The organism is Streptomyces sp. NPDC051987, assembly GCF_040680735.1.
Taxonomy (GTDB): domain Bacteria; phylum Actinomycetota; class Actinomycetes; order Streptomycetales; family Streptomycetaceae; genus Streptomyces.
In genome coordinates, this window is sequence record NZ_JBFAXI010000026.1 from 1 (window position 1) to 22,400 (window position 22,400).

21 protein-coding genes and 1 pseudogene are annotated in these 22,400 nt (G+C 71.0%); 9 read left to right on the forward strand and 13 right to left on the reverse strand.

The window, feature by feature from the left end; genetic code table 11:
* A partial coding sequence (locus AB0M11_RS16385; RefSeq protein ID WP_365705817.1) for a helix-turn-helix domain-containing protein occupies window positions 1-659 on the reverse strand: 659 nt, incomplete at its 3' end.
* A 99-nt stretch (window positions 660-758) separates the two neighbouring features.
* Between AB0M11_RS16385 and AB0M11_RS16390 the strand changes: the two genes are divergently transcribed.
* Complete coding sequence (locus AB0M11_RS16390) at window positions 759-1,751, forward strand: 4,5-dihydroxyphthalate decarboxylase (protein ID WP_365705819.1); 993 nt, start codon at window positions 759-761, stop codon at window positions 1,749-1,751.
* A 355-nt stretch (window positions 1,752-2,106) separates the two neighbouring features.
* The gene (locus AB0M11_RS16395; RefSeq protein ID WP_365705821.1) at window positions 2,107-3,105 is read left to right on the forward strand and encodes an aldo/keto reductase family protein; all 999 of its coding nucleotides are present in this window, start codon (window positions 2,107-2,109) and stop codon (window positions 3,103-3,105) included.
* Between the two features lie 527 nt (window positions 3,106-3,632).
* On the opposite strand, the gene AB0M11_RS16400 is transcribed toward AB0M11_RS16395, so the two are convergent.
* From AB0M11_RS16400 to AB0M11_RS16410, 3 genes are all read right to left on the reverse strand, one after another.
* The gene (locus tag AB0M11_RS16400; protein ID WP_365705823.1) at window positions 3,633-4,022 is read right to left on the reverse strand and encodes a VOC family protein; all 390 of its coding nucleotides are present in this window, start codon (window positions 4,020-4,022) and stop codon (window positions 3,633-3,635) included.
* 349 nt (window positions 4,023-4,371) lie between these two features.
* Window positions 4,372-4,599 carry a 4-oxalocrotonate tautomerase family protein gene (locus AB0M11_RS16405; protein ID WP_365705825.1) on the reverse strand — a complete coding sequence of 76 codons (228 nt, stop codon included), beginning with the start codon at window positions 4,597-4,599 and terminating at the stop codon, window positions 4,372-4,374.
* 191 nt (window positions 4,600-4,790) lie between these two features.
* Window positions 4,791-5,555: an SDR family oxidoreductase gene (locus AB0M11_RS16410; RefSeq protein ID WP_365705827.1), complete on the reverse strand. Its 765-nt coding sequence runs from the start codon at window positions 5,553-5,555 to the stop codon at window positions 4,791-4,793.
* A 203-nt stretch (window positions 5,556-5,758) separates the two neighbouring features.
* Here AB0M11_RS16410 and AB0M11_RS16415 point away from each other — a divergent pair, with 203 nt between their 5' ends.
* A complete protein-coding gene (locus AB0M11_RS16415) occupies window positions 5,759-6,664 on the forward strand; it encodes a helix-turn-helix transcriptional regulator (protein WP_365705829.1) in 906 nt (301 codons plus the stop codon).
* 3 nt (window positions 6,665-6,667) lie between these two features.
* Here AB0M11_RS16415 and AB0M11_RS16420 read toward each other — a convergent pair whose 3' ends face one another.
* Window positions 6,668-8,002 carry an alpha/beta fold hydrolase gene (locus tag AB0M11_RS16420; protein ID WP_365705831.1) on the reverse strand — a complete coding sequence of 445 codons (1,335 nt, stop codon included), beginning with the start codon at window positions 8,000-8,002 and terminating at the stop codon, window positions 6,668-6,670.
* A 68-nt stretch (window positions 8,003-8,070) separates the two neighbouring features.
* On the opposite strand from AB0M11_RS16420, the gene AB0M11_RS16425 reads away from it, so the two are divergent.
* On the forward strand, window positions 8,071-8,688 hold the full coding sequence (locus AB0M11_RS16425) for a TetR-like C-terminal domain-containing protein (protein WP_365705833.1): 618 nt from the start codon (window positions 8,071-8,073) through the stop codon (window positions 8,686-8,688).
* A 284-nt stretch (window positions 8,689-8,972) separates the two neighbouring features.
* Here the strand turns inward: AB0M11_RS16425 and AB0M11_RS16430 are convergent.
* Window positions 8,973-9,224, reverse strand: a pseudogene (locus AB0M11_RS16430) (ATP-binding protein); the annotation flags it as partial.
* Between the two features lie 156 nt (window positions 9,225-9,380).
* Here AB0M11_RS16430 and AB0M11_RS16435 point away from each other — a divergent pair.
* Complete coding sequence (locus AB0M11_RS16435; RefSeq protein ID WP_365705835.1) at window positions 9,381-10,550, forward strand: site-2 protease family protein; 1,170 nt, start codon at window positions 9,381-9,383, stop codon at window positions 10,548-10,550.
* Between the two features lie 350 nt (window positions 10,551-10,900).
* On the opposite strand, the gene AB0M11_RS16440 is transcribed toward AB0M11_RS16435, so the two are convergent.
* Window positions 10,901-11,716, reverse strand: a complete 816-nt coding sequence (locus tag AB0M11_RS16440; protein WP_365705837.1) for a helix-turn-helix transcriptional regulator — start codon at window positions 11,714-11,716, stop codon at window positions 10,901-10,903.
* A gap of 72 nt (window positions 11,717-11,788) precedes the next feature.
* Here AB0M11_RS16440 and AB0M11_RS16445 point away from each other — a divergent pair, with 72 nt between their 5' ends.
* Window positions 11,789-12,502: an SDR family oxidoreductase gene (locus AB0M11_RS16445; protein WP_365705839.1), complete on the forward strand. Its 714-nt coding sequence runs from the start codon at window positions 11,789-11,791 to the stop codon at window positions 12,500-12,502.
* Window positions 12,503-12,616: 114 nt separating this feature from the next.
* Here the strand turns inward: AB0M11_RS16445 and AB0M11_RS16450 are convergent, their stop codons facing one another.
* Entirely contained in the window at window positions 12,617-13,084 is a 468-nt protein-coding gene (locus tag AB0M11_RS16450; protein WP_365705841.1) for a MarR family transcriptional regulator, read from the reverse strand.
* Window positions 13,085-13,215: 131 nt separating this feature from the next.
* On the opposite strand from AB0M11_RS16450, the gene AB0M11_RS16455 reads away from it, so the two are divergent.
* Entirely contained in the window at window positions 13,216-13,611 is a 396-nt protein-coding gene (locus tag AB0M11_RS16455) for a hypothetical protein (protein WP_365705843.1), read from the forward strand.
* Between the two features lie 65 nt (window positions 13,612-13,676).
* Entirely contained in the window at window positions 13,677-15,206 is a 1,530-nt protein-coding gene (locus AB0M11_RS16460; RefSeq protein ID WP_365705845.1) for a multicopper oxidase family protein, read from the forward strand.
* Between the two features lie 86 nt (window positions 15,207-15,292).
* On the opposite strand, the gene AB0M11_RS16465 is transcribed toward AB0M11_RS16460, so the two are convergent.
* Genes AB0M11_RS16465 through AB0M11_RS16485 form a run of 5 tightly spaced genes read right to left on the reverse strand, consistent with a single transcriptional unit; the run spans window position 15,293 to window position 20,003 of the window.
* Window positions 15,293-15,772 carry a hydrogenase maturation protease gene (locus AB0M11_RS16465; RefSeq protein ID WP_365705847.1) on the reverse strand — a complete coding sequence of 160 codons (480 nt, stop codon included), beginning with the start codon at window positions 15,770-15,772 and terminating at the stop codon, window positions 15,293-15,295.
* The gene (locus AB0M11_RS16470; RefSeq protein WP_365705849.1) at window positions 15,769-17,100 is read right to left on the reverse strand and encodes a nickel-dependent hydrogenase large subunit; all 1,332 of its coding nucleotides are present in this window, start codon (window positions 17,098-17,100) and stop codon (window positions 15,769-15,771) included. Before AB0M11_RS16470 ends, AB0M11_RS16465 begins: the two co-directional genes overlap by 4 nt.
* Window positions 17,097-18,002: an oxidoreductase gene (locus AB0M11_RS16475; RefSeq protein WP_365705851.1), complete on the reverse strand. Its 906-nt coding sequence runs from the start codon at window positions 18,000-18,002 to the stop codon at window positions 17,097-17,099. Before AB0M11_RS16475 ends, AB0M11_RS16470 begins: the two co-directional genes overlap by 4 nt.
* A 1-nt stretch (window position 18,003) precedes the next feature.
* Window positions 18,004-18,822 carry an FAD/NAD(P)-binding protein gene (locus tag AB0M11_RS16480; RefSeq protein WP_365705853.1) on the reverse strand — a complete coding sequence of 273 codons (819 nt, stop codon included), beginning with the start codon at window positions 18,820-18,822 and terminating at the stop codon, window positions 18,004-18,006.
* Window positions 18,819-20,003, reverse strand: a complete 1,185-nt coding sequence (locus tag AB0M11_RS16485) for a 4Fe-4S dicluster domain-containing protein (RefSeq protein ID WP_365705855.1) — start codon at window positions 20,001-20,003, stop codon at window positions 18,819-18,821. Before AB0M11_RS16485 ends, AB0M11_RS16480 begins: the two co-directional genes overlap by 4 nt.
* Window positions 20,004-20,632: 629 nt before the next feature.
* On the opposite strand from AB0M11_RS16485, the gene AB0M11_RS16490 reads away from it, so the two are divergent.
* Complete coding sequence (locus tag AB0M11_RS16490) at window positions 20,633-22,147, forward strand: DUF1254 domain-containing protein (protein ID WP_365705857.1); 1,515 nt, start codon at window positions 20,633-20,635, stop codon at window positions 22,145-22,147.
* Window positions 22,148-22,400 lie beyond the last annotated feature (253 nt).

Genomic DNA, 22,400 nt, shown 5'->3' on the forward strand with positions numbered 1-22,400 from the left:
ACCCCGCCCCCGTGCGGGGGGGGTTCCGGCGGGTGGGCCCGCACGGCTCCGTCGAGCAACCGCCGGACGGTGTCGTTGAATTCCGCCGTGTCGGTCAGGCCGAAGGCGACACGCTGGAGCAACAAGCCGTGCAGCAGACCGATCAGTACCCGTGCACCGCTCTCCGGCTCCACGGTTCGAGCGGCGCCCGCGGCTTGTCCACGGCGCAGGGCGTCGGCGATGGAGCGGCGGACCCTTTCGAAGCCCTCCATGGCGCGGGCGCGCAGACCGTCGTTGCGCAGCAGTTCCGACCAGGTCTGCACGACGCACTGCAGCAGTTCCTCGACCGGCACCACCTGACCTGCGGCGTCCGTGACGGTCTCGGCGCTCAGTGTCTGCAGGGAGCCGGCGACCAGGTCTCCCAGGGAAGGGGCGCGAGCGGCCACGGCCACCCGTTCCATCGGCTCGAAGATCAGCTGGAAGGCGTCAGCGGCGATGGCCAGGATGATCTCCTCCTTGCTCGCGAAGTAGCGGTAGGGGGCGCCCGCGGAGACACCGGCCGCGGCGGCGATGTCCGGCATCGAGGTCTGGTGGAAGCCGCCCCGCGCGAAGCACCGGCGCGCCGCCGCCACGATCTCCGCACGCTTGGCTTCCCGGCGCTCGGGCGTGATGCGCGGCATGGCCGGCCTCCCTCAAAGTGAATGATTGTTCATCTTGACTTTGTACCGTATCGGGCCCATCGTAAAAATGAAAGGTCATTCACGGAAGCGAGGATCCTGATGGGCGCGGAGCTGACCATCGGCACCTACCGGTACGAGCACACCGAAGCGCTCTTCGACGGCCGCGTGAAGATCGACGGGGTGGACGCCACCCTTGAGACGGAGCCGCTGGTGTCGGATCTCTTCCGGCACATGCTCGAAGGCCGTTACGACATGGCGGAACTCGGCTTGACCTACTTTCTGCGCACCCTCGACCTGGAGGACGCGCCGTTCATGGCGTTGCCGATCTTCCCGAACCGCAACTTCCGGCATTCCGCCGTCTTCGTGAACACCGAGGCGGGGATCGAGAAGCCGCAGGACCTCGCCGGCAAGACGGTCGGCGAGTTCGCGCTCTTCGGACACGACGCCGGGGTCTGGCCCAAGGGCATCCTGTCGGACGAGTACGGCGTGACCGTCGACCAGTGCACCTGGGTCATCGGCGGCACCAATCACCCCGTGCCCGCATTCGACTGGCTCCCGCAGCCGGTCCCGGACGGCGTGCACGTGCGGCACGCCGACGACGACCAGACCCTGGGCGCCATGCTCGAGACCGGGGAGATCGACGCGCTCATCTCGGTCGACGTGCCCCAGGCCGTGCTGCGGGGGTCGACGAAGATCGTCCGGCTCTTCCCCGACTACGAGAACGTCGAGCGCGACTACTACCGGCGCACCGGCATCTTCCCCCCGATGCACATCGTCGCGGTCCGCAAGGACGTGATGCACCGGTCCGAGGAACTGCGCTCGGTCTACCGCGCCTTCGTCACGGCCAAGGACCTGGCACGACGGACATACCTCGACGACGCCCCGAAGCAGCACATGAGCCTGGTCACCCCGTGGTTCAGCAGCCTGTTCGAACAGAACCGCAGCCTGCTCGGCGAGGACTGGTGGCCCTACGGCCTGCGCGCGAACCACAAGGCGGTCGACACCTTCCTGCGCTACCACCACGAGCAGGGCCTCTCCGAGCATCTGCTGACCAGCCGCGACATCTTCGTCCCCGAGTTCCTCGACACCTAGCCAGGCGCAGGGGACGTTCGGTCGTGAGCGGCGTGTCGTGGGGCGCGGACAGCGTGGTGCTCATGAGCGAGCACGGACCTCAGGCTGATTCGAGAGTTTCTGCGGACCGGGCGGGCACGCATCACACCCAGTCTCGACGTGCCCGGCGACGACGGCATGTCCCTCACCGTCCACAGCGCCGAACCCGGCCTCTCCGACCGCCAACACCCTGCAACTCCTGGCCAGTTGGACAGCCACTCGGAACAGCGCCCGCGGCACGGTCCAGCCCACTCGGGCCCGGTGGACGCCGACGCTTGACGGGGCACCAGTACGCCATCGCGCATCGCCCATTGCCCATCGACGGAAGAGAGCAATCATGCGGTATCGCAAACTCGGCAGCTCCGACCTGGAGGTCTCCGAGATCTCCCTCGGCTCCTGGCTCACCTACGCCGGCGGCGTCGACGCGGACGCGACCCGCGCCTGCACCGAGGCGGCGTTCGAGGCGGGCATCAACTTCTTCGACACCGCCAACGTCTACGGGCAGGGAGCCGCGGAGACGGCCTGGGGCGAGATCCTTTCCGCCCACCCCCGCGACTCCTACATCCTGGCCACCAAGGTCTACTTCCCGATGTCGGACGACCCCGCCGACCAGGGCCTGTCTCCCGCGCAGATCGCCAAGCAGGTCGACGCCTCCCTCGCCCGCCTCAAGACCGACTACGTCGATCTCTACCAGGCGCACCGCTTCGATCCCACCGTCGCGATCGAGGACACCGTCGAGGCGTTCCAGAAGGTCGTCCAGCAGGGCAAGGCCCGTCACATCGGCTTCAGCGAGTGGACCCCCGAGCAGATCCAGGCCGCGATCGATGTCGCCGGACCCGGCATGTTCGTCTCCTCCCAGCCGCAGTACTCCATGCTCTGGCAGGCCCCGGAGACAGAGGTCTTCGGCCTGTGCGCCGCGCACGGCATCTCCCAGATCGTGTGGTCGCCGCTGGCGCAAGGCGTCCTGACCGGGAAGTACAGGCCTGGGCAACCGGTGCCCGAGGGCAGCCGGTTCGCCTCCGCGGACATGGCGGTCTCGAAGGATCTCGTCTACAACGACGCCACCCTCGAAGCCGTCCAGCGCCTCGTGCCGATCGCCGAGGAGGCCGGGATGAGCCTGCCCACCCTGGCTCTCGCCTGGATCCTGCGCCGCGCTGTGGTCGCCTCCGCAATCACCGGCGCCTCCCGCCCCGAGCAGGTCCACGCCAACGCCGCCGCCTCCGGCGTGCAGCTCTCCGACGACCTGCTGACCGCGATCGACCAGGCCCTCGGCGACGCCCCCGTCACCGGACCCACCCTCGCCCCCGCCGCCCAGCCCGGCGTCAGGCACCGCTGACGGCGCCCGCGTCCCGCACCACCGGAAAACGCAGCAGAAAGCCCTCGACGCACGGTCAGAACCGGGCGTGGTTCTCGCGCCGAGGGTGGCGCGTCCTGGGTGCCGCCGCCCCCATCCCCTGTCCGGCCTGGTCAGTTGCGGAAGCAGAGTCGTTCCAGGCGCCGTACGTAGGCGGCTGCCAGGGTGTGCGTGGCGTAGCCGGCGTAGGCCGACCACTCGCTCGCCGGCGCCGCCGGTATACACATCCGCGGTACCGAGCGTCGTAGGTCCTGCCGTAACCGGCATGATCGATCAGGGCAAACCCTTCGCTCGACGAGAGGCCTGTCCCGGGGCCGGTCTGATGCGCGATGCCGCTGTCCAGCGAGTGCCTGTCGCTTCGCAGTGGCCGCAACGCGGTGGGTTTGATTTCCGGACTCAACTCGGTGTGGTGGAAAGCTCGGCATCCCCCGCGGCGTCCTCCCGGCCCGGCAGCCACCGTTCGCCCTGGCCCGTCCCAGGCGGGCGCGCGGTGGCTGCCGCACCTGTGGTTACGAGGTCCAGCCGCCGTACGGCACGGTCATGAGTTCCATGGCGTGTCCCACCGGGTCCATGAAGTACACGCCGCGGCCACCGTCGTTGTGGTTGATCGTGCCGGGCTGCTTGCGGTGGGGGTCGGCGTAGTGCTCGATGCCGCGCTGTCTGATCTGCGCGTACGCCGCGTCGAACTCCTCCTCGGAGATCAAGAAGGCGTAGTGCTGGGGGGTGATGCTGTCCGCGGGGACAGTGGCGAAGTCCAAAGTGACGCCGTTGCTCAGGGCGACCGCGATGAACGGACCCCACTCGGCGGAAATTTCAAGGTTGAGCAGGTCCGCGAGGAATTCTGCGGACTCCCGGTTGTCCCGGGCGTGGACGATCGTGTGGTTCAACTCGACTGACAAGGAATGCCTCCGAAGGCATCTCCCGACACCTCCATGTCTCACCTGGCCGGTGACCAACACGCGATGTCGCTCCACATCCTAATCCCGTCGCCTACGGGGCGAGTCGGCGGCAGGTGAAAAGAGCTGCGGCTACACCGGCGGAACAGGGAAGGCGGCTCGTCTTGGGGCAGACCGCTGTCGTGCCCCGTCCCCGCACCCCGGTGGACACTGCCGACCGATCGGGTACGGGGACACATGCGGGCTTGGCTGATCTCACCGACTCCGGGAAGAACGAGACCGCGTGGCTGACACCCGGCCCGGCGGCCGTCGGGTTCGCGGTGCCGTCCTGGCCGGATGACGGCCGGTGCGGTCAGGCTCCGCTGGTGTCGCTCGCCGCCTCGCCGAGCATGGCGAGGGTCAGCACGTTGCCGGAGATGCCCCAGCCGCCGTCGGCGACCTCTTCGACCAGCACCATGGTGTTGGCGCGGGCGCGCTCGCCGTAGATCTCGACGTACAGCTCGGTGGTGCGGGTGACGATCTCTTCCTTCTGCTTCGGGGTGAGGGTCTTCTCGGGGACCTTGAAGTTCGCGAAAGGCATGGTTGGTCGTTCCTTCTCTCGATGGGGTGTGACGGGGAGCTTCCTGCGGTGAGCAGGCTTTCCAGCCCGATGCGGCGAAAGAGGTCCGCGCGGCGGCGGTCGGCCACCGCGGAGACGACTTCGCCGCCGGCTCGGGTGCTGCCGGGCGTTTGCCTGCATCGACCACGCGGGTGGGGCGGGGCCGGGGCGGCTCAGATGATTCCGCCGTTGGCGCGGACGATCTGCCCGTTGATCCAGTGGCCCGCGGGGGAGACCAGGAACGCGACGACCTCGGCGATGTCGGCCGGGGTGCCGAGACGTTCCAGCGGGGGCTGGGCGGCCAGGCGGGCGATGGTCTCCTCGTCCTTGCCGTCCAGGAACATGTCAGTGGCCGTGGGGCCGGGCGCGACGGTGTTGGCCGTGACGTCCCGTCCCCGCAGCTCCCGGGCCAGGATCGGCGTCAGCGCCTCGACCGCGCCCTTGCCCGCGGAGTACGCGCCGTAGGTCGGGAACGCCAGCCCCACCACGGAGGTGGAGAACATCACGATCGCGCCGCCGGACCGCACCCGGCGGACGGCCTGCTGAACGACGACGAAGGTGCCGCGCACGTTGGTGCGATGCAGGTCGTCCAGGTCGGCGAGGTCCAGCTCGGCGATCGGCGCCATGTGAGCCCGCCCGGCCGCGTGCACGACGACGTCGACACCGCCGAACTCCGCTTCGGCCAGGTCGAACAGGGCCGCTACGGCGTGTTCGTCGGCCACGTCGGCGCGCGCCGCGATCGCCTTGGCGCCACAGTCGACGGCCTCCTTCACGGCGGCTTCGGCCTGCTCCTGGTTGCCGGCACAGCCGACCACGACCGCGTACCCGTCTGCGGCCAGTCTGCCGACGGTGTGGCGGCCGATGCCGCGCGAGCCGCCGGTGACGATCGCGACGCGGGGTGGGGCGGCGGTCCGCCCGAGGGACGTACGGGTGGGCATGGCTGACTCCTGTGCTGGAAGCGAGGGGTGGTGGGAGGCCCGGGGGCCGAGTGGAGGCCGGGCGGGCGGGGGCGCCGAGGCGCTTGCCGTCGTCCTGCTGCGTGCTTAACGATCGCCCCCCTCCGCACGCCCAGCCAGGGTTGTGTCCACCCAGGGGTTGTCACCCCCTGGCTACGGCCGTGCGCGCCGACGACCATGGAGGGGTGAACCTTCCCGAACTCGGTGCCTTCCTCAGGACCCGCCGTGACCGCATCCGTCCCGCCGACGTCGGTCTTCCCCATGGCCCGCGCCGGCGCGTCCCCGGGCTGCGCCGCGAGGAAGTCGCCCAGCTCGCAGGGCTGTCGGCCGACTACTACACCGAGTTGGAACGCGGCGGCGGCAGGCACGGCGTGCAGCCCTCGGCCCAGACCCTGGCCGCCCTCGCCAGAGCCCTGCGCCTGACCGACGACGAGCGCGACCACCTGTTCCACCTGGCCGAACGGCCGATCCCCCGGTCGGCGCACGGACCGTCGGCGCATGTGCAGCCCGCGCTTCTGGGCCTGCTGGACCGCCTGTCCAACACACCGGCGCGGGTCATCACCGACCTGCACGAGACCCTGGTGGAGAACGACCTGGCCCGGAACCTGCTCGGCGGGTCCCCTGCCCACCGCGGCCCGACGGCGAGCTTCGTCTACCGCTGGTTCACCGACCCGCGCACACGCGAGATCCACCCGGTCGAGGATCACCCGCACCACTCCCGGGTGTTCGTGACCGATCTTCGGGCAGCGGCTGCCCGGCGCGGCCGGGACGCGGAGGTCACGAAGATGATCGCTGTCCTTCGCCGCCGCAGCCAGGAGTTCGCCACGCTCTGGGACACCCACGACGTCGCGGTGCGCCGCATGGACCGCAAGAAGATCATCCATCCCTTGCTCGGCGTGATCGAACTCGACTGCTACAACCTCCTCAGCGAGGACGGACAGCAACGCCTGCTGTGGTTCACCGCCCCGCCGGGAAGCCGCGCAGCCGAACAGCTGGAACTGCTGTCCGTCATAGGAACCCAGGAACTGAGCGTGACGGACGGCACGGTGCCGGAGGCGCTGCCCGCGTCGGAATCCGGATCACAGCACTGACCCTCATCTGTGGTCACGGAGGAAGGCAGGGATCTCGTCGCGGGTCGGGTAGTTCGGCAGGGGGGCCTGCTTGCCCTGAAGGAACGCGTTGATGACGGCGGCGGCCCGACCGTTGTTGCCGTCGAGGCCGTTCCACATGTGGTGTCCGACTCGGGGCATGTACTGCGTGCGCTGGACGGCGGGGTCATCGGCAAGGACGGTGGTCTCCCATTGACGGACCTGGGAGGAGCACTCGGCGATCATCAGCATCGCGGGGACGCGGGAGCGCCTCAGTTGCGGGGCGATGGAGGGCGAGTCCTTGACCGTCCGCTGGATGCGGAGGCTGGCGGCGGGGCTGAAGGAGAAGTTCTGTGCGGTGTCCTCGGCGGGGATGCGGTGCGCGTCGCGCGCGCAGTAGGCGGACGCGGTGTCGCTGCCGAGGTCTGCGGGGGTGACGGCGTTGACGCCTTCGGCCTGTCCGATCAGCCCGGTGTCGGGGGTGAGCAGTCCGAGCCGCATGAGGCCGAATGCCACGGCGTACCGGGGGATGTCTGTCGATCGCGGCCCGGTCATGGCCGGCGCGAGGCCCCGTGCGGATGCTCGGCCCTTGTGCCCGGTGATGTGCGCGGTGGGGCCGTCCATGGGGCCGGGCTCAGCAATGATCGCCCGGTGCACGCGTGCGGCGACGCCGGGGTCGGCCAGAGCATGCGTGAGCACCACTCCGCCTCCGGAGAATCCGAGGATGTCGACCTCGCCCTTGTTCAGGCGGTCGACGAATGCGGCGAGGTCACGGACCGACCTGGAGATCGTGTACTGGTCCATGGAGAGCAGGTCACTGCGTCCGCCACCGGCCTGCTCGTAGGCGTAGACGTCGTAGCCCTGGCGGGCCAGGCGTTGCAGGAACCGGTGGTCGAGCACCGAGATGCCACGGACCGGTCCACCGTTGAGGTACACGAGCGGGACGGGGTGCCGGGGGCCGGGGTTCGCGGGCGGGTAGTGGTACACCGCGACCCGGCTGCCGGTGGACAGGCTCCAGCGCTGCGTGGCCACGAAGGACAGGGCCGGCGGGTACTGCCGGGCCCTCGACACGGTCGGGATGCAGACCGTCGCTGTCAACGCTGCCGCGACGACCACCGGCAGGAACGGCACGAGCCGCGCCGGCCAGGTGCGGTGCCGGCCCCGCCACAGCGCGAGGACAGTCCCGGCCCCGAGAGTCGTCGACCACGCGGCGAGCCCCGATCCGGCCCCGTCCGTGAGGGCGATCAGTGCGAGAAAGACGACGACCAGCGTCGCGATGCCGGCCAGGGCCAGCAGTAAGCGTCCGGTGAGCCGGACGAGGCGTATGGCGGACGTGGGCACAACAGACCTCCGACAGTTTCAGAACGGCGTTTCAAAACGACGTTATCAAAGAAGGTAGGCTGCTGATCGTGGGTAGGCCAAGAACAAACGACGAGGCCGTCAAAGAGCGGCTCGTGGAGTGCGCGACCGAGATGCTCGCCACCCGTCCGCGGGAGTCGCTCACGGTCCGCGCAGTGGCCGCTGCTGCCGAGGCGTCGACGACGGCGGTGTACTCCTTGTTCGGCGGTAAGGACGGGCTGATCGGCGCGGTGCGCGACAGAGCCGTCGCCGGCCTGTTCCAGGACCTGTCGGCGGTGCAGACCTCCGCAGACCCTCTCGCCGACCTCTACGCGCTGGCCGTCGCCTACCGTCGCTGGGGGCGAGGACACAGCCACCTGTACACGGTGCTGTTCGGTGGAGTGCAGTCCTTCGACCCGTCGGGGGAGGCCGGTTCCCGTGACCCGATCCGCCCGCTCCTCGCGGCGATCGATCGCGCCGTGACGGCGGCCGTCCTCGCCGGCGACGCGACGGCGATCGCCCTGTCCATCTGGGCCGCCCTGCACGGGCTGGTGACTCTTGAACTGGCCGGGGCCCTCAGCGCCACCGCAGCCGAGGCCGCATTCCGCTCGTCGATTCACGCCACCCTGCGCGGATGGACGACCCCGGAGGTGTTCCGCGGTCTTCGCCAAGCCGAACCGGCTCGGTGACAGGACCAGCGCCGGCGTCCGGGCTCTCCCGATCCTGGCTGCAGCAGTGGTGCGGGGCCGGTGAAGACCGGCATGCCGAGGTCAACCAGCTGCGGCCGGCCATCGGCCGGAGTGGCAGGCGAATCGATCGGACAGGGTGGCCCGGCGAGTCGCTCGGTAGTCCGGTCAGCCCCTCGGTGACGATCTCCCGCTCACCTGACATCGTCGCGCCGCCGGCCGGTCGCGACCGATGGCGTCGACCGGCTTGCCCAGCGTCCTGGCGGCGGCCCGGCCGTCCGCCCCGCCGACAGGGGGACGTGCCAGTCCAGTGTGGTGCCGCCGCCGTCGGGACGTACGATCTCCAGCCGCCCGCCCTGCTGTTCCGCCCGCTCGGCCAGGTTCCGCAGTCCGCTGTGGCGGCCGCCGGAGGGAATTCCCACACGGTCGTCCGAGACCGTCAGACGTATCTCGCGGCCGTCGGTGCTCAGCGCGACGTCGGCGCGGGAGGCGTGAGCGTGGCGGGCGATGTTCACCAGGGCCTCGTCGAGCACGGCCACGGCCCCGCGCGCCTCGCCGTACCGGTCGTGATCGGGACCATAAGTCCCTCCTGGAAGACGATCGGCCCCCTCCGGAGCGAACGGCCTCGGCCGCACGCTGTAGGTGTCGCGGCTGCGTCCCGCAGCGCACGCGAGCCGGAAGGCGAGGCGAGGTTCATGGACGAGACACTGTCTCTCGGCCGGATCGCCGGCGTCCGGGTCGGTCTGCACTGGAGCGTCCTGGTCATCGTCGTGCTGGTCACCGTCGCGCTGGCGCACGGCCGTTTCCCGGCCGCCCACCCAGGTCACTCCGCCGCCGCGTACTGGGCGCTCGCGGCGCTGACCGCCGTCGTGTTCCTCGGGTCGTTGCTCGCACACGAGCTGGCGCACGCCGTGGTCGCCCGGCGCAACGGTGTCGAGGTGGACGGCATCACGCTGTGGATGCTGGGCGGTGCGGCCCGGCTGCGCGGCGAGGCCCCGTCACCGGGCGCCGAGCTGCGCATCGCAGGTGTGGGGCCGCTCACCAGTCTGCTCGCCGGGGGCGTGCTGGCGGCAGCCGCGCTGGGACTGGACGCGTTGCATGTGTCCGGTCTGGTGGTCGAGGCGGTCGCCTGGCTGGGCGCGATCAACATCCTGCTGGCCGTGTTCAACGCGCTTCCCGCCGCCCCGCTGGACGGCGGCAGGCTGCTGCGGGCGTACCTGTGGCATCGCACCGGTGACCGGCTGCGTGCGACCCGGGGCGCGTCGGCGGCGGGCCGGGCGCTGGGCTGGTTCATGGTGCTGACCGGGTTCGCGGACGTGCTCTTCGTCGGCAACCTGTCCGGCCTGTGGCCCGCGCTGATCGGCTGGTTCCTCATCGCCGCCGCCACGGCGGAGTCCCGGCAGGCGCAGATCCGGGGAGTCCTGGAGGGCGTTCCGGTCCGTCGCGTCATGACACCGGACCCGGTCACCGTCCCTGCTGCGGCGAGTCTGTCCGACTTCCTGGCCGACGGTCCCTTCGGCCCCTACCGTCATTCGGCGTTCCCGGTGCTGGCGGCGGACGGCGCGGTCGTCGGCCTGCTCACCGTACGTCGGGTGGAGGCGGTGTCGGCGCGGGACCGGCCGCGCACGGCGGTCCGCGACGTGATGTGCCCCCTCGGCGAGGTCGTCACAGCCGCTCCGGACGAACCCGTCCTCGACCTGCTGCCCCGGCTGCGGGAAAGTCCCGTGCGCCGCGGCCTCGTCCTCGAGCAGGGCCGTCTCGTCGGCATCCTCACCCTCGCGGACGTCACCCGCGCCCTGGCGTGGCCGACCGGGCCGGACGGTTCCCGGAACCAGCACCCGGAACTGCCGAAGAAGCAACGATGACCAGCACGCTCCGTCCTGCCGGCACGCCTTCCGCCTGGCTCGCGTCCGCGCGGAGACGACCCCCTTGAGGCCTGGTGCAGTCCAGGGGCGAGGTACGACCAGGCGAACCGGGGAAGTGGCCGGGCGGGGTGCAATGTGATCCCGGTCCGAGCGGAGCCACTCATGCGCGGTGGGGCACGCCGTGTCCAAGGGGCTTGGGTTCTTGCAGGAGCGGTTTCGCTGGCTCCAAGAGCTCTCGCGGACAGGCGGCGTGGAAAGCCTCAGCGTCAAGGTGGGGGCACAGGCCCCGGTGACCATGCGGTTGCGACGGTCTGTGACCGCCGGAGCGAGACCTGCCCGCGTCTTTCGTTTCAGGTCGTCTGCCTGGCCAGCCTGTGCAGGGCCCGCACGGCAGGGGATCCGGGGTCGGCCGTGATCAGGACGACTTCCTGGTCATCCTCCGGCACGAGCAGGACGTCGCAGTACAACCGCAGCGTGCCGACTTCCGGGTGGTCCAGGGTCTTGGTGCGGTGCCCAGGAGCGTGGACCGGACGTGTCTGCCAGATGTGCCGGAACTCCTCGCTGCCGGCGTGCAATTCGGCCAGCAGGGCGGTCACCTGGGGGTCGTGCGGGTAGCGGTCGGCGGCCCGGCGAAGCCGCGCCACCACGATGTGCCCGAACTCCTCGACGCTGGAGCTCTCGTACATCCGTCCCTGGCCCAGGAAGCGGCGCCGGGCCAGGTTCGTCGTCCCGCTCGCGAGGTCGCCGCCCAGCAACGCCTGGGCCAGCGGGCTCCAGGCCACGACGCCGTACGCCGCGTCCGTGACGATGGCAGCGGTCTCCGGCAGCCGCTCCAGCATCCGGGCCACGTGCGGACGTACCCGGCGCACGGCGTTGCTGCCGGGCGGCGGGTTCGATCCCGCCAGGCGGAAGAGGTGGCTGCGCTCGGCCGCCGTGAGCCGCAGGGCCTGGGCCAGCGCGTCCAGGATCCGGGGCGATGGCCGCGGTCCGCGGGCTTGCTCCAGTCGCGTGTAGTAGTCGACCGACATGTGGGCGAGGTCCGCGACCTCTTCGCGGCGCAGGCCCGGTGTACGGCGGGGGGTGCCCGTGGTCGTCAGGCCGATCTCGTGCGGGCGCAGGCCCGCTCGGCGGTCCCGTAGAAAGCGGGCCAGTTCCTGCCGCGCCATGCCACCTCCGGCTGCTTGCCTGGTACAGGTTGTCCCTGGCAGGGCGCCCACGGCCAGGGGACCGTTGTTCCCATGAACGATCGCACAGCTTTGGTCACCGGTGCCAACAAGGGCATCGGCAAGCACATCGCCCGGCTGCTCGCGGCCGAGGGACTCACCGTGTACGTGGGCTCCCGCGACGCCGGGCGCGGACAGCGGGCCGTCGGGGAGATCGGTGCCGGCGCCCGGCTGCTGGTCCTCGACGTGACGGATCCCGACGGCATCGCGCAAGCCACGGCTCAGGTGGAACGCCTGGACGTGCTGGTCAACAACGCCGGCATCTCACCGTCACTCGCCCCGCCGGCCGACACCCTCGTCGAGGAATGCCGGCGCACCTACGAGACCAACGTGTTCGGGGTGATGGCGGTGACCAATGCGTTCCTGCCCGCCCTGCGCCGGTCCCCGCACCCCCGCATCGTCAACATCTCCAGCGGCACCGCGTCGCTGACCTGGAGCACAAACCCCAACCCCCAGTTCACCCCGGGAAGCGGCAACGGTGCCGCCTACCGGTCGTCCAAGGCCGCCCTCAACGCCCTCACCGTCTTCTACGCCCAGTCGCTCGCCGAGGACGGCTTCAAGGTCAACGCGCTCGCCCCCGGCCTGCGGGCCACCGATCTCAACTCCCGGGCCGCCGCCGGCGGCGACCCGGCCGAGGCCGCCCGAGGTGCCCTCCGTCTGGCCCTGCTGCCGGACGACGGCCCCACCGGTGGCTTCTTCTCCTGGGACGGAACGCCCGTGCCCTGGTGATCGCTGATGCGGGGGCGGTGGCAGCGCTCACAGAGCGTCGCAGCTCCGTGAGCGTCAGGGCCTGTGCCCGTCTTGCTGCCGGAGGACCCACACCCCGCCTGTCCGCGCGACCTCCTAACTGCCGGGGTGCCGACCGCGAAGGAATTCCGCGAGCAGCCTGGTGAGTTCCTCCTGGTCGTCGGGCTTCATGTGGGTGAGCAGTCCGGCGGCCACGTCGCGGGCGGTCTCGCGGGCCTGCGAGAGGAGCACGGTTCCGTGTTCGGTCAGGGTGACCGCGCGGACACGGCGGTCACCTGGTGCTGGATCCCTGCGTACGAGGCCTTTGGCTTCGAGGTCGTCGACAAGTCGCACCATGGATGCCTTGTCGCTGCCGATCAGGTCGATCAGTTGACGCTGGCTGCGCGGCGCTCGGTCCAGTTGGTTGAGCACCGCGAAGTGCCGCCCCTCAATGCCCAACGGCTTGAGGGCCGCACTGAACGCGGCCGCAGCGCGTTGGTGTGCGCCGCGCAGCAGAAAGCCGATCTCGTAGCTGGTTGCACCGTCGCCTGGCACCCCGGTCTCGTTGCCGGTTCGACCACTCATGGCTACCAGACTAGTGGAGCAGAAGAGCCGACCGAAAAGGTTACACATCGAATGGTTCCATGTGGCACTATCGCCACATGGCTGAGACGACAGCAAGACCCACCCCGTGGGCGCGATGGATATTCCGGACGATGGTGACGACCGAAGCCCTGTCGGCCTTCGCGCAGCCGGTGCTCATCGGCGGTTTCCTCCAAGGGCACTATGCGTCACTGCAGTTGCACAAGGAGAACGCCACCTTCACCGGGGTGACCGCGATGGTGATGCTGCTGGCCGCCGTACTGCAGTGGCGACCTGGACGAGGGCCGGCCTGGCCGGTCTTCGCCAGCCTCGCCGTCGTAGCGGCGATCGTCGCGCAGATCATCGCGGGGTACGCACGGACCCTCGCCGTCCACGTCCCGCTGGGGGTCTTGATCATCACCGGTGACGTGCTGCTGCTGGTCTGGGTGTGGAAGCCCGTTCGGGCTGTCGCGGATGACGCGGGGGCTCCCGCCGAGACGGTTGCTGCGGGCACCGGGCGCGCCTCATGAACCGGCCGATCAGCCGACGCGGACTTCTTCGCCTGGCGGCGCTGGGCACCGGAGGGGCAGCCGCCATGACGGCCGGCGTTCTGGTACTGCCGCCCTGGCTGCGCCAGGGCGAGCCGGGCACGTTGCTGCGCAGCGGCCGTCCACTGCCGACCCCCTATCAGAGGCCACTGCCGATCCCGCCGGTGCTGGCACCGATCCGCAGTGACGCCACTACCGACTATTACGAGATCACCCAGCGGATCGGCGACATCGCGGTCTTCGACGGAGTCCGCACGCCCGCCTGGACCTACCAGGGGACCTTCCCCGGCCCGACGATCGTCTCGCGCTCCGGCCGCCGCACGGTGGTGCGCCACGTCAACCACCTGCCACACCCAGTTGTCGTCCACCTGCACGGCGGGCACACGCCGCACGAGAGCGACGGATACCCCACCGACCTGATCCTGCCCACCGGCTCACCGCTGCCGCCCGGTTCCGGGACGCCGATGCCGTCCATGCCGGACATGCCCGCCCGCACGGGCGCCGCTGCCTCCGGCAGCCGCGACTACACCTACCCGATGAACCAGCGCGCGGCCACGCTCTGGTACCACGACCACCGGATGGGGTTCACCGGCGCCAGTGTCTGGTACGGCCTGGCCGGCTTCCATCTCGTCCATGACGACGAGGAGGACGCGTTGCCACTTCCCAAAGGGGATCGCGACGTGCCGATCATGATCGCGGACCGGTCCTTCGACGCCGCCGGCCGACTCCACTATCCCGCCGCCGACCCCGCGTTGACCTCGGCACCCGGCGTCCGGACCGCCTACATGAACGGCGTCCTCGGCGACGTCATCCTGGTCAACGGCGCGCCGTGGCCGGTGATGAGCGTCGAGCGCCGCAAGTACCGGCTACGGTTGCTCAACGCCTCCAACGCACGTCGCTACCGGCTCGTCCTGGACCCGCCTCCGCCGGGTGGAGCCGGACTCGTCCAGATCGGCAGCGACGGGGGCCTGCTCTCGGCCCCGATCGTCCACGACGCGATCGAGCTGGCCCCGGCCGAACGGTTCGACGTCGTCATCGACTTCGCCCGCTTTCCGCCCGGCACGCGCGTCCACCTGCGCAACACCCTCGGCTCGGGTGCCACCACGCACGTCATGCGATGCGACGTCTCCCGTTCGGCCACGGGAACCAGCGACGACGCGATGATTCCCGCTTCTCTGGCCGCCGTTCCCACGCCGGACCGGCGCACCGCTGCAGTGACACGGGACTTCCTGTTCCAGAACCGGCCTGGTTCCCAGGCCTGGACCATAAACTCCCGCCGCTACGACCCGGCCCACCCCCTGGCCCACCCTCGACTCGGGCAGACGGAAATCTGGCGCTTCGTCACCGACCTGCACCACCCCGTCCACGTCCATCTCGACCACTTCCACGTCCTTGCCCGGAACGGCGGCGCGCCCGGCCCCTACGACCAGGGCTGGAAAGACACCATCGACCTCCACCCCGCTCAATCCGCCGAAGTCATCGTCACATTCACCGATTACGCGGGCCGGTTCCTGCTGCACTGCCACAACCTCGAACACGAGGACATGGCGATGATGGCCGACTTCGTCACCGGCTGACAGCGAAGTCCCCAGCACCCGCTCCGGAGCCAATCCCCGAAGGACCCCGACGGACCCCGACGGACCCCGACTTCCCGGGACGACCGCTAAGGCTCCCGCTTCCGCTCGTACGCCTGTCGTACGGAGGCGGCCGCGCGGTCGGTCAGTTCGGGGAGGGCGCGGCGTACCTCTTCGCTCAGCCGCGCGCCCAGTTCGACGTCGGCGACCTCGACGGCGTGCACCACGAGCCGCGGCGGCAGCCGGTCGAGGGCCTTGGCCAGGGCCAGGCATCCTCCCAGGCCGAAGGCATGGGTGCTCGCCGTGCTCCGCGGGTGCCCGGCGGCCTCCGCCGCGGTCAGCACGTGCAGTTCGCCGGGCCGGGCCGGCCGGGTGCGGAGGGCTTCCACGACGATCACGGTGTCCGCGCCGTCCCACAGGTCGAGCAGCCGCGCGGGCTCGCCGTCGCTGACGGCCAGCACGGTGTCGTCGGGCACCCGATCCCGCAGCGCCTCCACCACTGCCGGGCCGATCCCGTCGTCACCACGCAGTGGATTGCCCACGCCGATCACCACGACACGGCCGTTCACGTGCGTTCCACGGTCACGTCGAGGAAGTGGGCGGCGCAGGAGATGCAGGGGTCGTGGTTCCGGATGGCCCGTTCGCACAGGTGGGTGAGTTCGGCGTCGTCGGCGTCGGGTCCGTCCCGGTCCAGGCGGGACTGGACCGCTCCGCGGACGTCCTCCTCGATGGCCGTCTGGTTCTGGGCGGTGGGCGGGACGATACGGGCCGCGGTGAGCGTGCCGTCCTGGGCGAGGGCGTAGCGGTGGTAGAGCAGACCGCGCGGCGCCTCGGTGGCTCCCACGCCGACCGCCTCGCGCGGCGGGACCTCGACGGCCGGCCGCGCGGGCGGTTCGTAGCAGTCGATGATCCGCAGGGCTTCCTCGACGGCCTGTACGACCTCGACGGCGCGTACGACGATGCTCCGGAAGGGGTTGTCGCAGAGGGCGCCCGCGGCTGGATCGCCCAGCCCGGCGTCCCGTGCGGCGTCGGCCGCCACGGGATGCAGCCAGCGGCCGCTGATCGCGTAACGGGCCAGCGGTCCGGTCAGGAAACGGCGGCCGTCCAACGTGGCGGTGAGCGCGGTGGAGTGCGGCACCTGTCCTTCCCGGACGTGCTCTTCGAACTCGGACAGCGGGAACTCCCGCGGCGCCGGATCCATGACCGTGGGCGTCCCCGAGTCGATGGCGTAGCGGCCGGGGTCGCGCAGGGCGAACAGAGCGTGCTCGCACCGGGCGTCGGGAAAGTCGAACGCCGCCACCCAGCGGACGGTTTCCAGGGCGTCGTCCCGGGCCTGCCTCAGCCGTGCCGCCAGGGGCCGGAGTTCGTCCGGTGCCGGGGTCCGGTGGAAGCCGCCGACCCGGACGTTGACCGGGTGGACGGGGCGGCCGCCGAGCTGGTCGAGGATCGCGTTGCCGGTCTGCTTGATCCGCAGCCCGCGCTCGACGGCGGCTCGCTGGTCGCGGGCGAGTTCCACGACGTCCGCACGACCGAGGAAGTCCGGGGCGTGCAGGAGGTGGATGTGCAGGGCGTGGCTCTCGATCCATTCGCCGCAGTAGAGCAGGCGGCGCAGGTCGGCGAGGGAGCCGTCCACCGTGACCGCGCAGGCGTTCTCGATCGCCTGGCAGGCACTCATCTGGTAAGCGACCGGGCAGATGCCGCAGATGCGGGAGGTGATGTCGGGGGGCTCGGTGTGGCCGCGGCCGGTCAGGAGGGCCTCGAAGAAGCGGGGCGGTTCATAGATGCGCAACCGTGTCTCGGTGACCGAGCCGTCTTGGACGCGCAGGTGGAGGGCCGCCTCGCCCTCCACCCTGGCCAGCGCGTCCAGCCGCAGGACGCGGGTTCCGCGAGGGTTCATGCGGGCCTTTCCGGGCGGGGTTTCGGGCGGGTTTCGGTGCGGGTTTCCATGCCGGTCCGGGAGCGGTGGCACTCCTCGGCCGCGAGTTCGGGTACGGGGGCATGTTCCGGCGCGGTGGCGTTGTAGGTGCGGAAGACACGCTGGATGTCCCGCTCGCTCATCCCGTCCTGGTGCAGCTGGGCGATCATGGAGCGGAGGTTGGGCCGGGTCGACGGTCCGAAGCAGCCGTAGCAGCCGCGTCCGTAGGCGGGGCAGATCGCGCCGCACCCGGCGTGGGTGACCGGGCCCAGGCAGGGGGTGCCGTGGGCCACGGTGACGCAGGTGGTGCCGCGCCGCTTGCATTCGAAGCAGACGCTGTGGCTCGGGATCCGGGGCATGCGTCCGGCCAGGCAGGCGGTGATGACTTCGAGGAGCTGACGGCGGTCGATGGGGCAGCCGCGCAGTTCGAAGTCGACCGGGACATGGGCGGAGATCGGTGTCGAGGTCTCCAGTGTGGAGATGTACTCCGGACGGGCGTATACCGCGGCGAGGAACTCCTCGACGTCGGCGAAGTCGCGCAACGCCTGGATGCCGCCCGCGGTGGCGCAGGCTCCGATGGTCACCAGGTACCGGGAGACACGGCGGACCTGCTGGATCCGTTCGGCGTCCTCGGCGGTGGTGATCGAGCCTTCGACCAGGGAGAGGTCGTACGGCCCCCGGCCCTCCGGTCCCGCGCGCCCCCCACCGACGCCCTCCACAGAGGTCATCTCCAGGAAGTGGTCGATCCGCACCCGGTCGGCGAGGCCGAGGAGCTCGTCCTCGCAGTCGAGCAGGGTCAGCTGGCAGCCGTCGCAGGAGGCGAACTTCCACACGGCGAGGATGGGCCGGGGGTCGGGGGGCGACGGTGCGGGTTCGAAGGCCATGTCACAACTCCCTCACGAGGAGCAGGTCCGCCACGCGGTCGTAGCCGACGACCGGACCGTCCCGGCACAGCAGGAGCGGGCCGAGCTGGCAGTGGCCGCAATGGCCCGTGGCGCAGCGCATGTTGCGTTCCAGGGACACCTGGACGTGGTCGGGGGCCAGGCCCCGGGTCATGAGGTCGCGTGCGGTGTGCCGCATCATCACCTCCGGACCGCACACCAGCGCGCGGGTCTGTTCGGGGCGCAGGTCGAGGCGGTCCAGGAGCGAGGTGACCACGCCGACCGCGCCGCGCCACCCCGGACCGGGGCGGTCGACGGTCACCGCCACCCGCGCCGGGCCGCGCCAGCGGCCGATCTCGTCCCGGTAGACGAGGTCGGCGGGGGAGCGCGCGCCGACCAGGACCGCGAGCCGGCCGTACCGGTCCGGCCGGTCCAGGACCGCGTGCACGACCGGCCGCAGCGGGGCCAGTCCGATGCCTCCGGCGATCACCAGCAGGTCCTGCCCGGCTGCCGCCGTCAGGTCCCAGCCGGTGCCGTACGGCCCGCTCAGCCCGACGGCGTCTCCCGCGCGCAGCCGGGACAGGGCGGACGAGACCGCGCCCACGGCGCGCACCGTGTGCACGAGGCCGCCGTGCGGACCGCGCAGCGCGCTGACCGAGACGGGCACCTCGCCGACCCCGAAGGCGTAGATCATCGCGAACTGTCCCGGCGCGAACGGCGGCAGTCCGCGGCCGGTCGCCACCAGCTCGATCGAGCTGGTGTCGGCGGTCTCCGCCGACGTGCCCGCGACCCGGTACGGCAGCGGAGGCCCCACGGTGGTCACGGCGGCCCGCCTTTCGCTTCCGGTGCCCTGGCCTGTGTCCAGTCGTGCAGGGCGGCGGCCTCCTCCGTGATGTCGATGCCGACCGGGCACCAGACGATGCAGCGTCCGCAGCCCACGCAGCCCGACGAACCGAACTGGTCGTACCAGGTGCCGAGTTTGTGGGTCATCCACTGGCGGTAGCGGCTGCGCGCGGAGGCGCGGACCGGGCCGCCGTGCAGCTGGGAGAAGTCCAGGTCGAAGCACGAGTCCCACAGCCGCCAGCGCTCCGCGTGGTCGCCGGTGAGGTCGGCGGTGTCCTCGGCGGTGGTGCAGAAGCAGGTGGGGCACACCATGGTGCAGTTGCCGCAGGTCAGGCAGCGTCCGGCGACGTCGTCCCAGCGGGGCGCGTCGAGCGTCGTGGCCATCAGCTCCCGCAGGTCGGTGTCGGGCATGGCGCGGCCCATGCGGTCCGCTGCGGCCTCGACGCCCGCACGGGCCGTCTCGCGGGTTTCACGGTCGGCCGGACCTGTCGGCAGCTCGGCCAGGATCGCGGCGCCTTCCGGGCTGCCGCCGCGGATCCAGAAACGATGCCCGCGCTCATCGACCACCTCGGTCACGACCAGGTCGTAGCCGGCACCGGCGGCTGGCCCGGTGCCCATCGACACACAGAAGCAGGTGGCGCCGGGTTCCGTGCACTCGACCACGATCAGCAGCGCACCCGAGCGCCGGGCCGCGTAGCCGGGGTCGCGATACGCCCCGCCGGTCAGGACCCGGTCCTGGACGGCGATGGCCCGCAGGTCGCAGGGGCGCACGCCGAGGAAGGCGTAGCGCGGGGGCGCGGGCCGGTCGGCCGTGAGGACCAGCCCGTCCGCCGTCCGCTCGGCGCTCCACTCCCGCACCCGCGGCGGATGCAGGAACGGCTTCCAGGACTGCGGGCCCGCCGCGTGCGCGAAGGCCGCGCCGTCGGACCGTTCACGCAGCCGGTACCGCCCGGCCTCCAGCTCCACGCCCCAGCCGTACGGCAACTCGTCGGCCGACCGAAGCTCCGCCAGGCCGATCGCACCCTCCCGTGCCGTGGGCCCGACCACGGTGAAACCGCGCCTGATCAGCACGTCCACCAGCGCCGCCATTCCGTCCTTGCCCATGACGAGCCCGTCGGGCGCGAGGCATGGTGAGGTGTGCGCGTCGCTGTCGGCGGTCATGGTCCACCTCTTTCGGCACGGGTGCCTTTCTGCTTGCTCGACTCCGGGGCAGCGGTTCCGGCCGCTCGGGTGGATGGCAGATGTCGTACGGCCCTTGGCGCCGGCCATGGAGACCCGGCCCGTGCGACGCTTCAGGCACCGCCATGCGGCTGTAGGTCGAAATGTAGGATTCGGCACCATTTTACCGGTCTGTGATGGACCTGGACGCGCTGGATCGACGCCCCGATGCGTGGCAGCCGGCTCCGCGTCGGCCCGAGGTCAGGCGCCCGTCCGTCGGTCATCCCACCGGGACGAGGATCAGGTGCATTCACCCGCAGATCCGCTGTGGGCAGGGCGGCCGTCGGCTGCCGAGAAACCGCTGCAGGCCGGAGACATGGATGTCGGCCCTCCGCGGTCGCGGCATCCATGGGCGCCCGGCGCGGCCCGTTCGTCACACGGCGGCCGTACCCGTGCCGCGACGTCGCACGGGGGAGGCGGCCGCAGCGTTCGGCCGACCTGAGGGAGGCGCGGTCGGGACCTCTGCGGCTGCGAGGACCCGCGCCGTCGGAGAAGATGGCCGCTGGGGGGTGACCACGCGGCCGGGGTCCATGGACCCCGCCCTCCACGCTGTTGAGCGAAGTGGTGCAGACATGGTCGAAACAGTACAGAGTCCTGCCTGGCGGCGGATACCCGAGGACGTGGCCGACGCGGCAGTCACCGTGGCACGGGCCGCCGGACGGGCGGTCCTCCATCCGAAGTCCACGGTCGAGCGCGCGCGCCATCTGCCGGACATCGTGCCCATGCTGGGGCAGGCGGTGAAACCGCTGCTGACCGGGCGTGTGGACGACTGGCGCGGAGAGTACGCCTACACGCTGGGGCAGCAGGCGTTCGTCTACGGCTTTCCGTACATCTACAACGCCCGACTGAGGCACGACTGGGTGACGCAGCCGCGGAACCCCGCGACGGTTCCGTACGCCGCCGTCAACCATTTCTGGCATGCCGAGCGGCTGCTGGACGCGACCTACCGCGACGGTGGCTGCCCCAACAACGACACCCTGTACTCGGCGGCCTGGGTGAACCTCGGCAGCGAACCGGTGGTCCTCTCCCATCCCGACATGGGTGACCGGTACTTCACCTTCGAACTGGTCGGGATCACCTCCGACAACTTCGACTACGTGGGCCAGCGCACCACCGGCTCGGGTGCGGGCAGCTTCGCCCTGGTCGGTCCGGACTGGCAGGGAGAGCTTCCCGCCGAGGTGCGGCGCCTGAAGAAGGCCCCCAGTCCCTGGGTCCTCGTCCTCGGACGCACCCTCGTCAACGGGCCCGACGACGTGCCGCGGGTCCGGGAGCTCCAGGAGCAGTACCGGCTCACCCCGCTCAGCCTGTTCGGCAAACCGGACGCGAAGGTCCCGGAAAGCCGTGACGTCCTGACGCCGGTCCCGGCGGAGGAGGATCCGCTGGGACCCTGGAAGACGCTGAACGCGATGCTGGCCGAGAACCCGCCGCCGTCCCACCACCAGGTGCTGCTCCAGCAGTTCGCCCAGATCGGAGTGGGCCCGGGCCTCGACGTCGAGGCTCAGCCGGACCCCGTGAAACGAAGCCTGATCCGGGCCGCCGCGGTCGGTGTGCCCCTGCTCAGACAGCAGATCCTGAGCGGCGACTGGGCCCACCTCGTCCACGGCTGGCGCTACCCGCCCCCGCAGATGGGACGCTTCGGCGACGACTTCCTCAAGCGCGCCGCGGACCAGTCGCTGATCGGGGTCGCCGCCAACGACCCCGCCGAAGCGGTCTACCTGCTCAACTTCGACGACGCGGACGGCAACAAGCTCACCGCCGAGGGCCGGTACGAACTGCGCTTCTCCGCCGAGGCCCTGCCACCGGTCGACGCGTTCTGGTCCCTGACCGCCTACGGGGAGGACATGAACCTCATCGCCAACCCGGCCGACCGCTACTCGGTCGGCGATCGCAGCGCCGGCCTGCGGTGGGACGAGGACGGCGGACTCACCGTCCACCTGCAGAGCGAAGCGCCCGGCGAGGACCGGGAAGCCAACTGGCTGCCCACCCCGAAGAAGGGCGGCTGGTTCGTGGCCCTGCGCATGTACCGGCCTCGCCCGGAGGTGATCGACGCGACCTGGGAGTGCCCCCCGCTGACCCGCGTCGCCTGACACCCCGGCCCCGCCGGCATGGCTCCCGCCGCCCCGGGCGACCGTTCGGGGCGGCTGCCCCGGTGCTCGGAGCCGGGCGACCGAAAGCCTGTCGAGCCGGAGCCGGAGCCGGTGCAGCGACCGCGACCACCGAGCGCCGAGCGCCGAGCGCCGAGCGCCGAGCGCCGCACGTCGGCGGTCCGCGGCCGGCCGGGTCGGGCGCGGACCGCCGCCCTGCCGGGAAGGTGGCGTCGGGAACTTCCGTCGGAGAACG

Bases quoted from the DNA above. Each gene is read 5' to 3' on its own strand.
- AB0M11_RS16390 (WP_365705819.1), top strand. From the start codon at position 759: ATGGGCGCGGAGCTGACCATCGGCACCTACCGGTACGAGCACACCGAA.
- AB0M11_RS16395 (WP_365705821.1), top strand. From the start codon at position 2,107: ATGCGGTATCGCAAACTCGGCAGCTCCGACCTGGAGGTCTCCGAGATC.
- AB0M11_RS16405 (WP_365705825.1), bottom strand. From the start codon at position 4,599: ATGCCTTTCGCGAACTTCAAGGTCCCCGAGAAGACCCTCACCCCGAAG.
- AB0M11_RS16410 (WP_365705827.1), bottom strand. From the start codon at position 5,555: ATGCCCACCCGTACGTCCCTCGGGCGGACCGCCGCCCCACCCCGCGTC.
- AB0M11_RS16435 (WP_365705835.1), top strand. From the start codon at position 9,381: ATGGACGAGACACTGTCTCTCGGCCGGATCGCCGGCGTCCGGGTCGGT.
- AB0M11_RS16440 (WP_365705837.1), bottom strand. From the start codon at position 11,716: ATGGCGCGGCAGGAACTGGCCCGCTTTCTACGGGACCGCCGAGCGGGC.
- AB0M11_RS16445 (WP_365705839.1), top strand. From the start codon at position 11,789: ATGAACGATCGCACAGCTTTGGTCACCGGTGCCAACAAGGGCATCGGC.
- AB0M11_RS16450 (WP_365705841.1), bottom strand. From the start codon at position 13,084: ATGAGTGGTCGAACCGGCAACGAGACCGGGGTGCCAGGCGACGGTGCA.
- AB0M11_RS16455 (WP_365705843.1), top strand. From the start codon at position 13,216: ATGGTGACGACCGAAGCCCTGTCGGCCTTCGCGCAGCCGGTGCTCATC.
- AB0M11_RS16460 (WP_365705845.1), top strand. From the start codon at position 13,677: ATGACGGCCGGCGTTCTGGTACTGCCGCCCTGGCTGCGCCAGGGCGAG.
- AB0M11_RS16470 (WP_365705849.1), bottom strand. From the start codon at position 17,100: ATGAACCCTCGCGGAACCCGCGTCCTGCGGCTGGACGCGCTGGCCAGG.
- AB0M11_RS16475 (WP_365705851.1), bottom strand. From the start codon at position 18,002: ATGGCCTTCGAACCCGCACCGTCGCCCCCCGACCCCCGGCCCATCCTC.
- AB0M11_RS16485 (WP_365705855.1), bottom strand. From the start codon at position 20,003: ATGACCGCCGACAGCGACGCGCACACCTCACCATGCCTCGCGCCCGAC.
- AB0M11_RS16490 (WP_365705857.1), top strand. From the start codon at position 20,633: ATGGTCGAAACAGTACAGAGTCCTGCCTGGCGGCGGATACCCGAGGAC.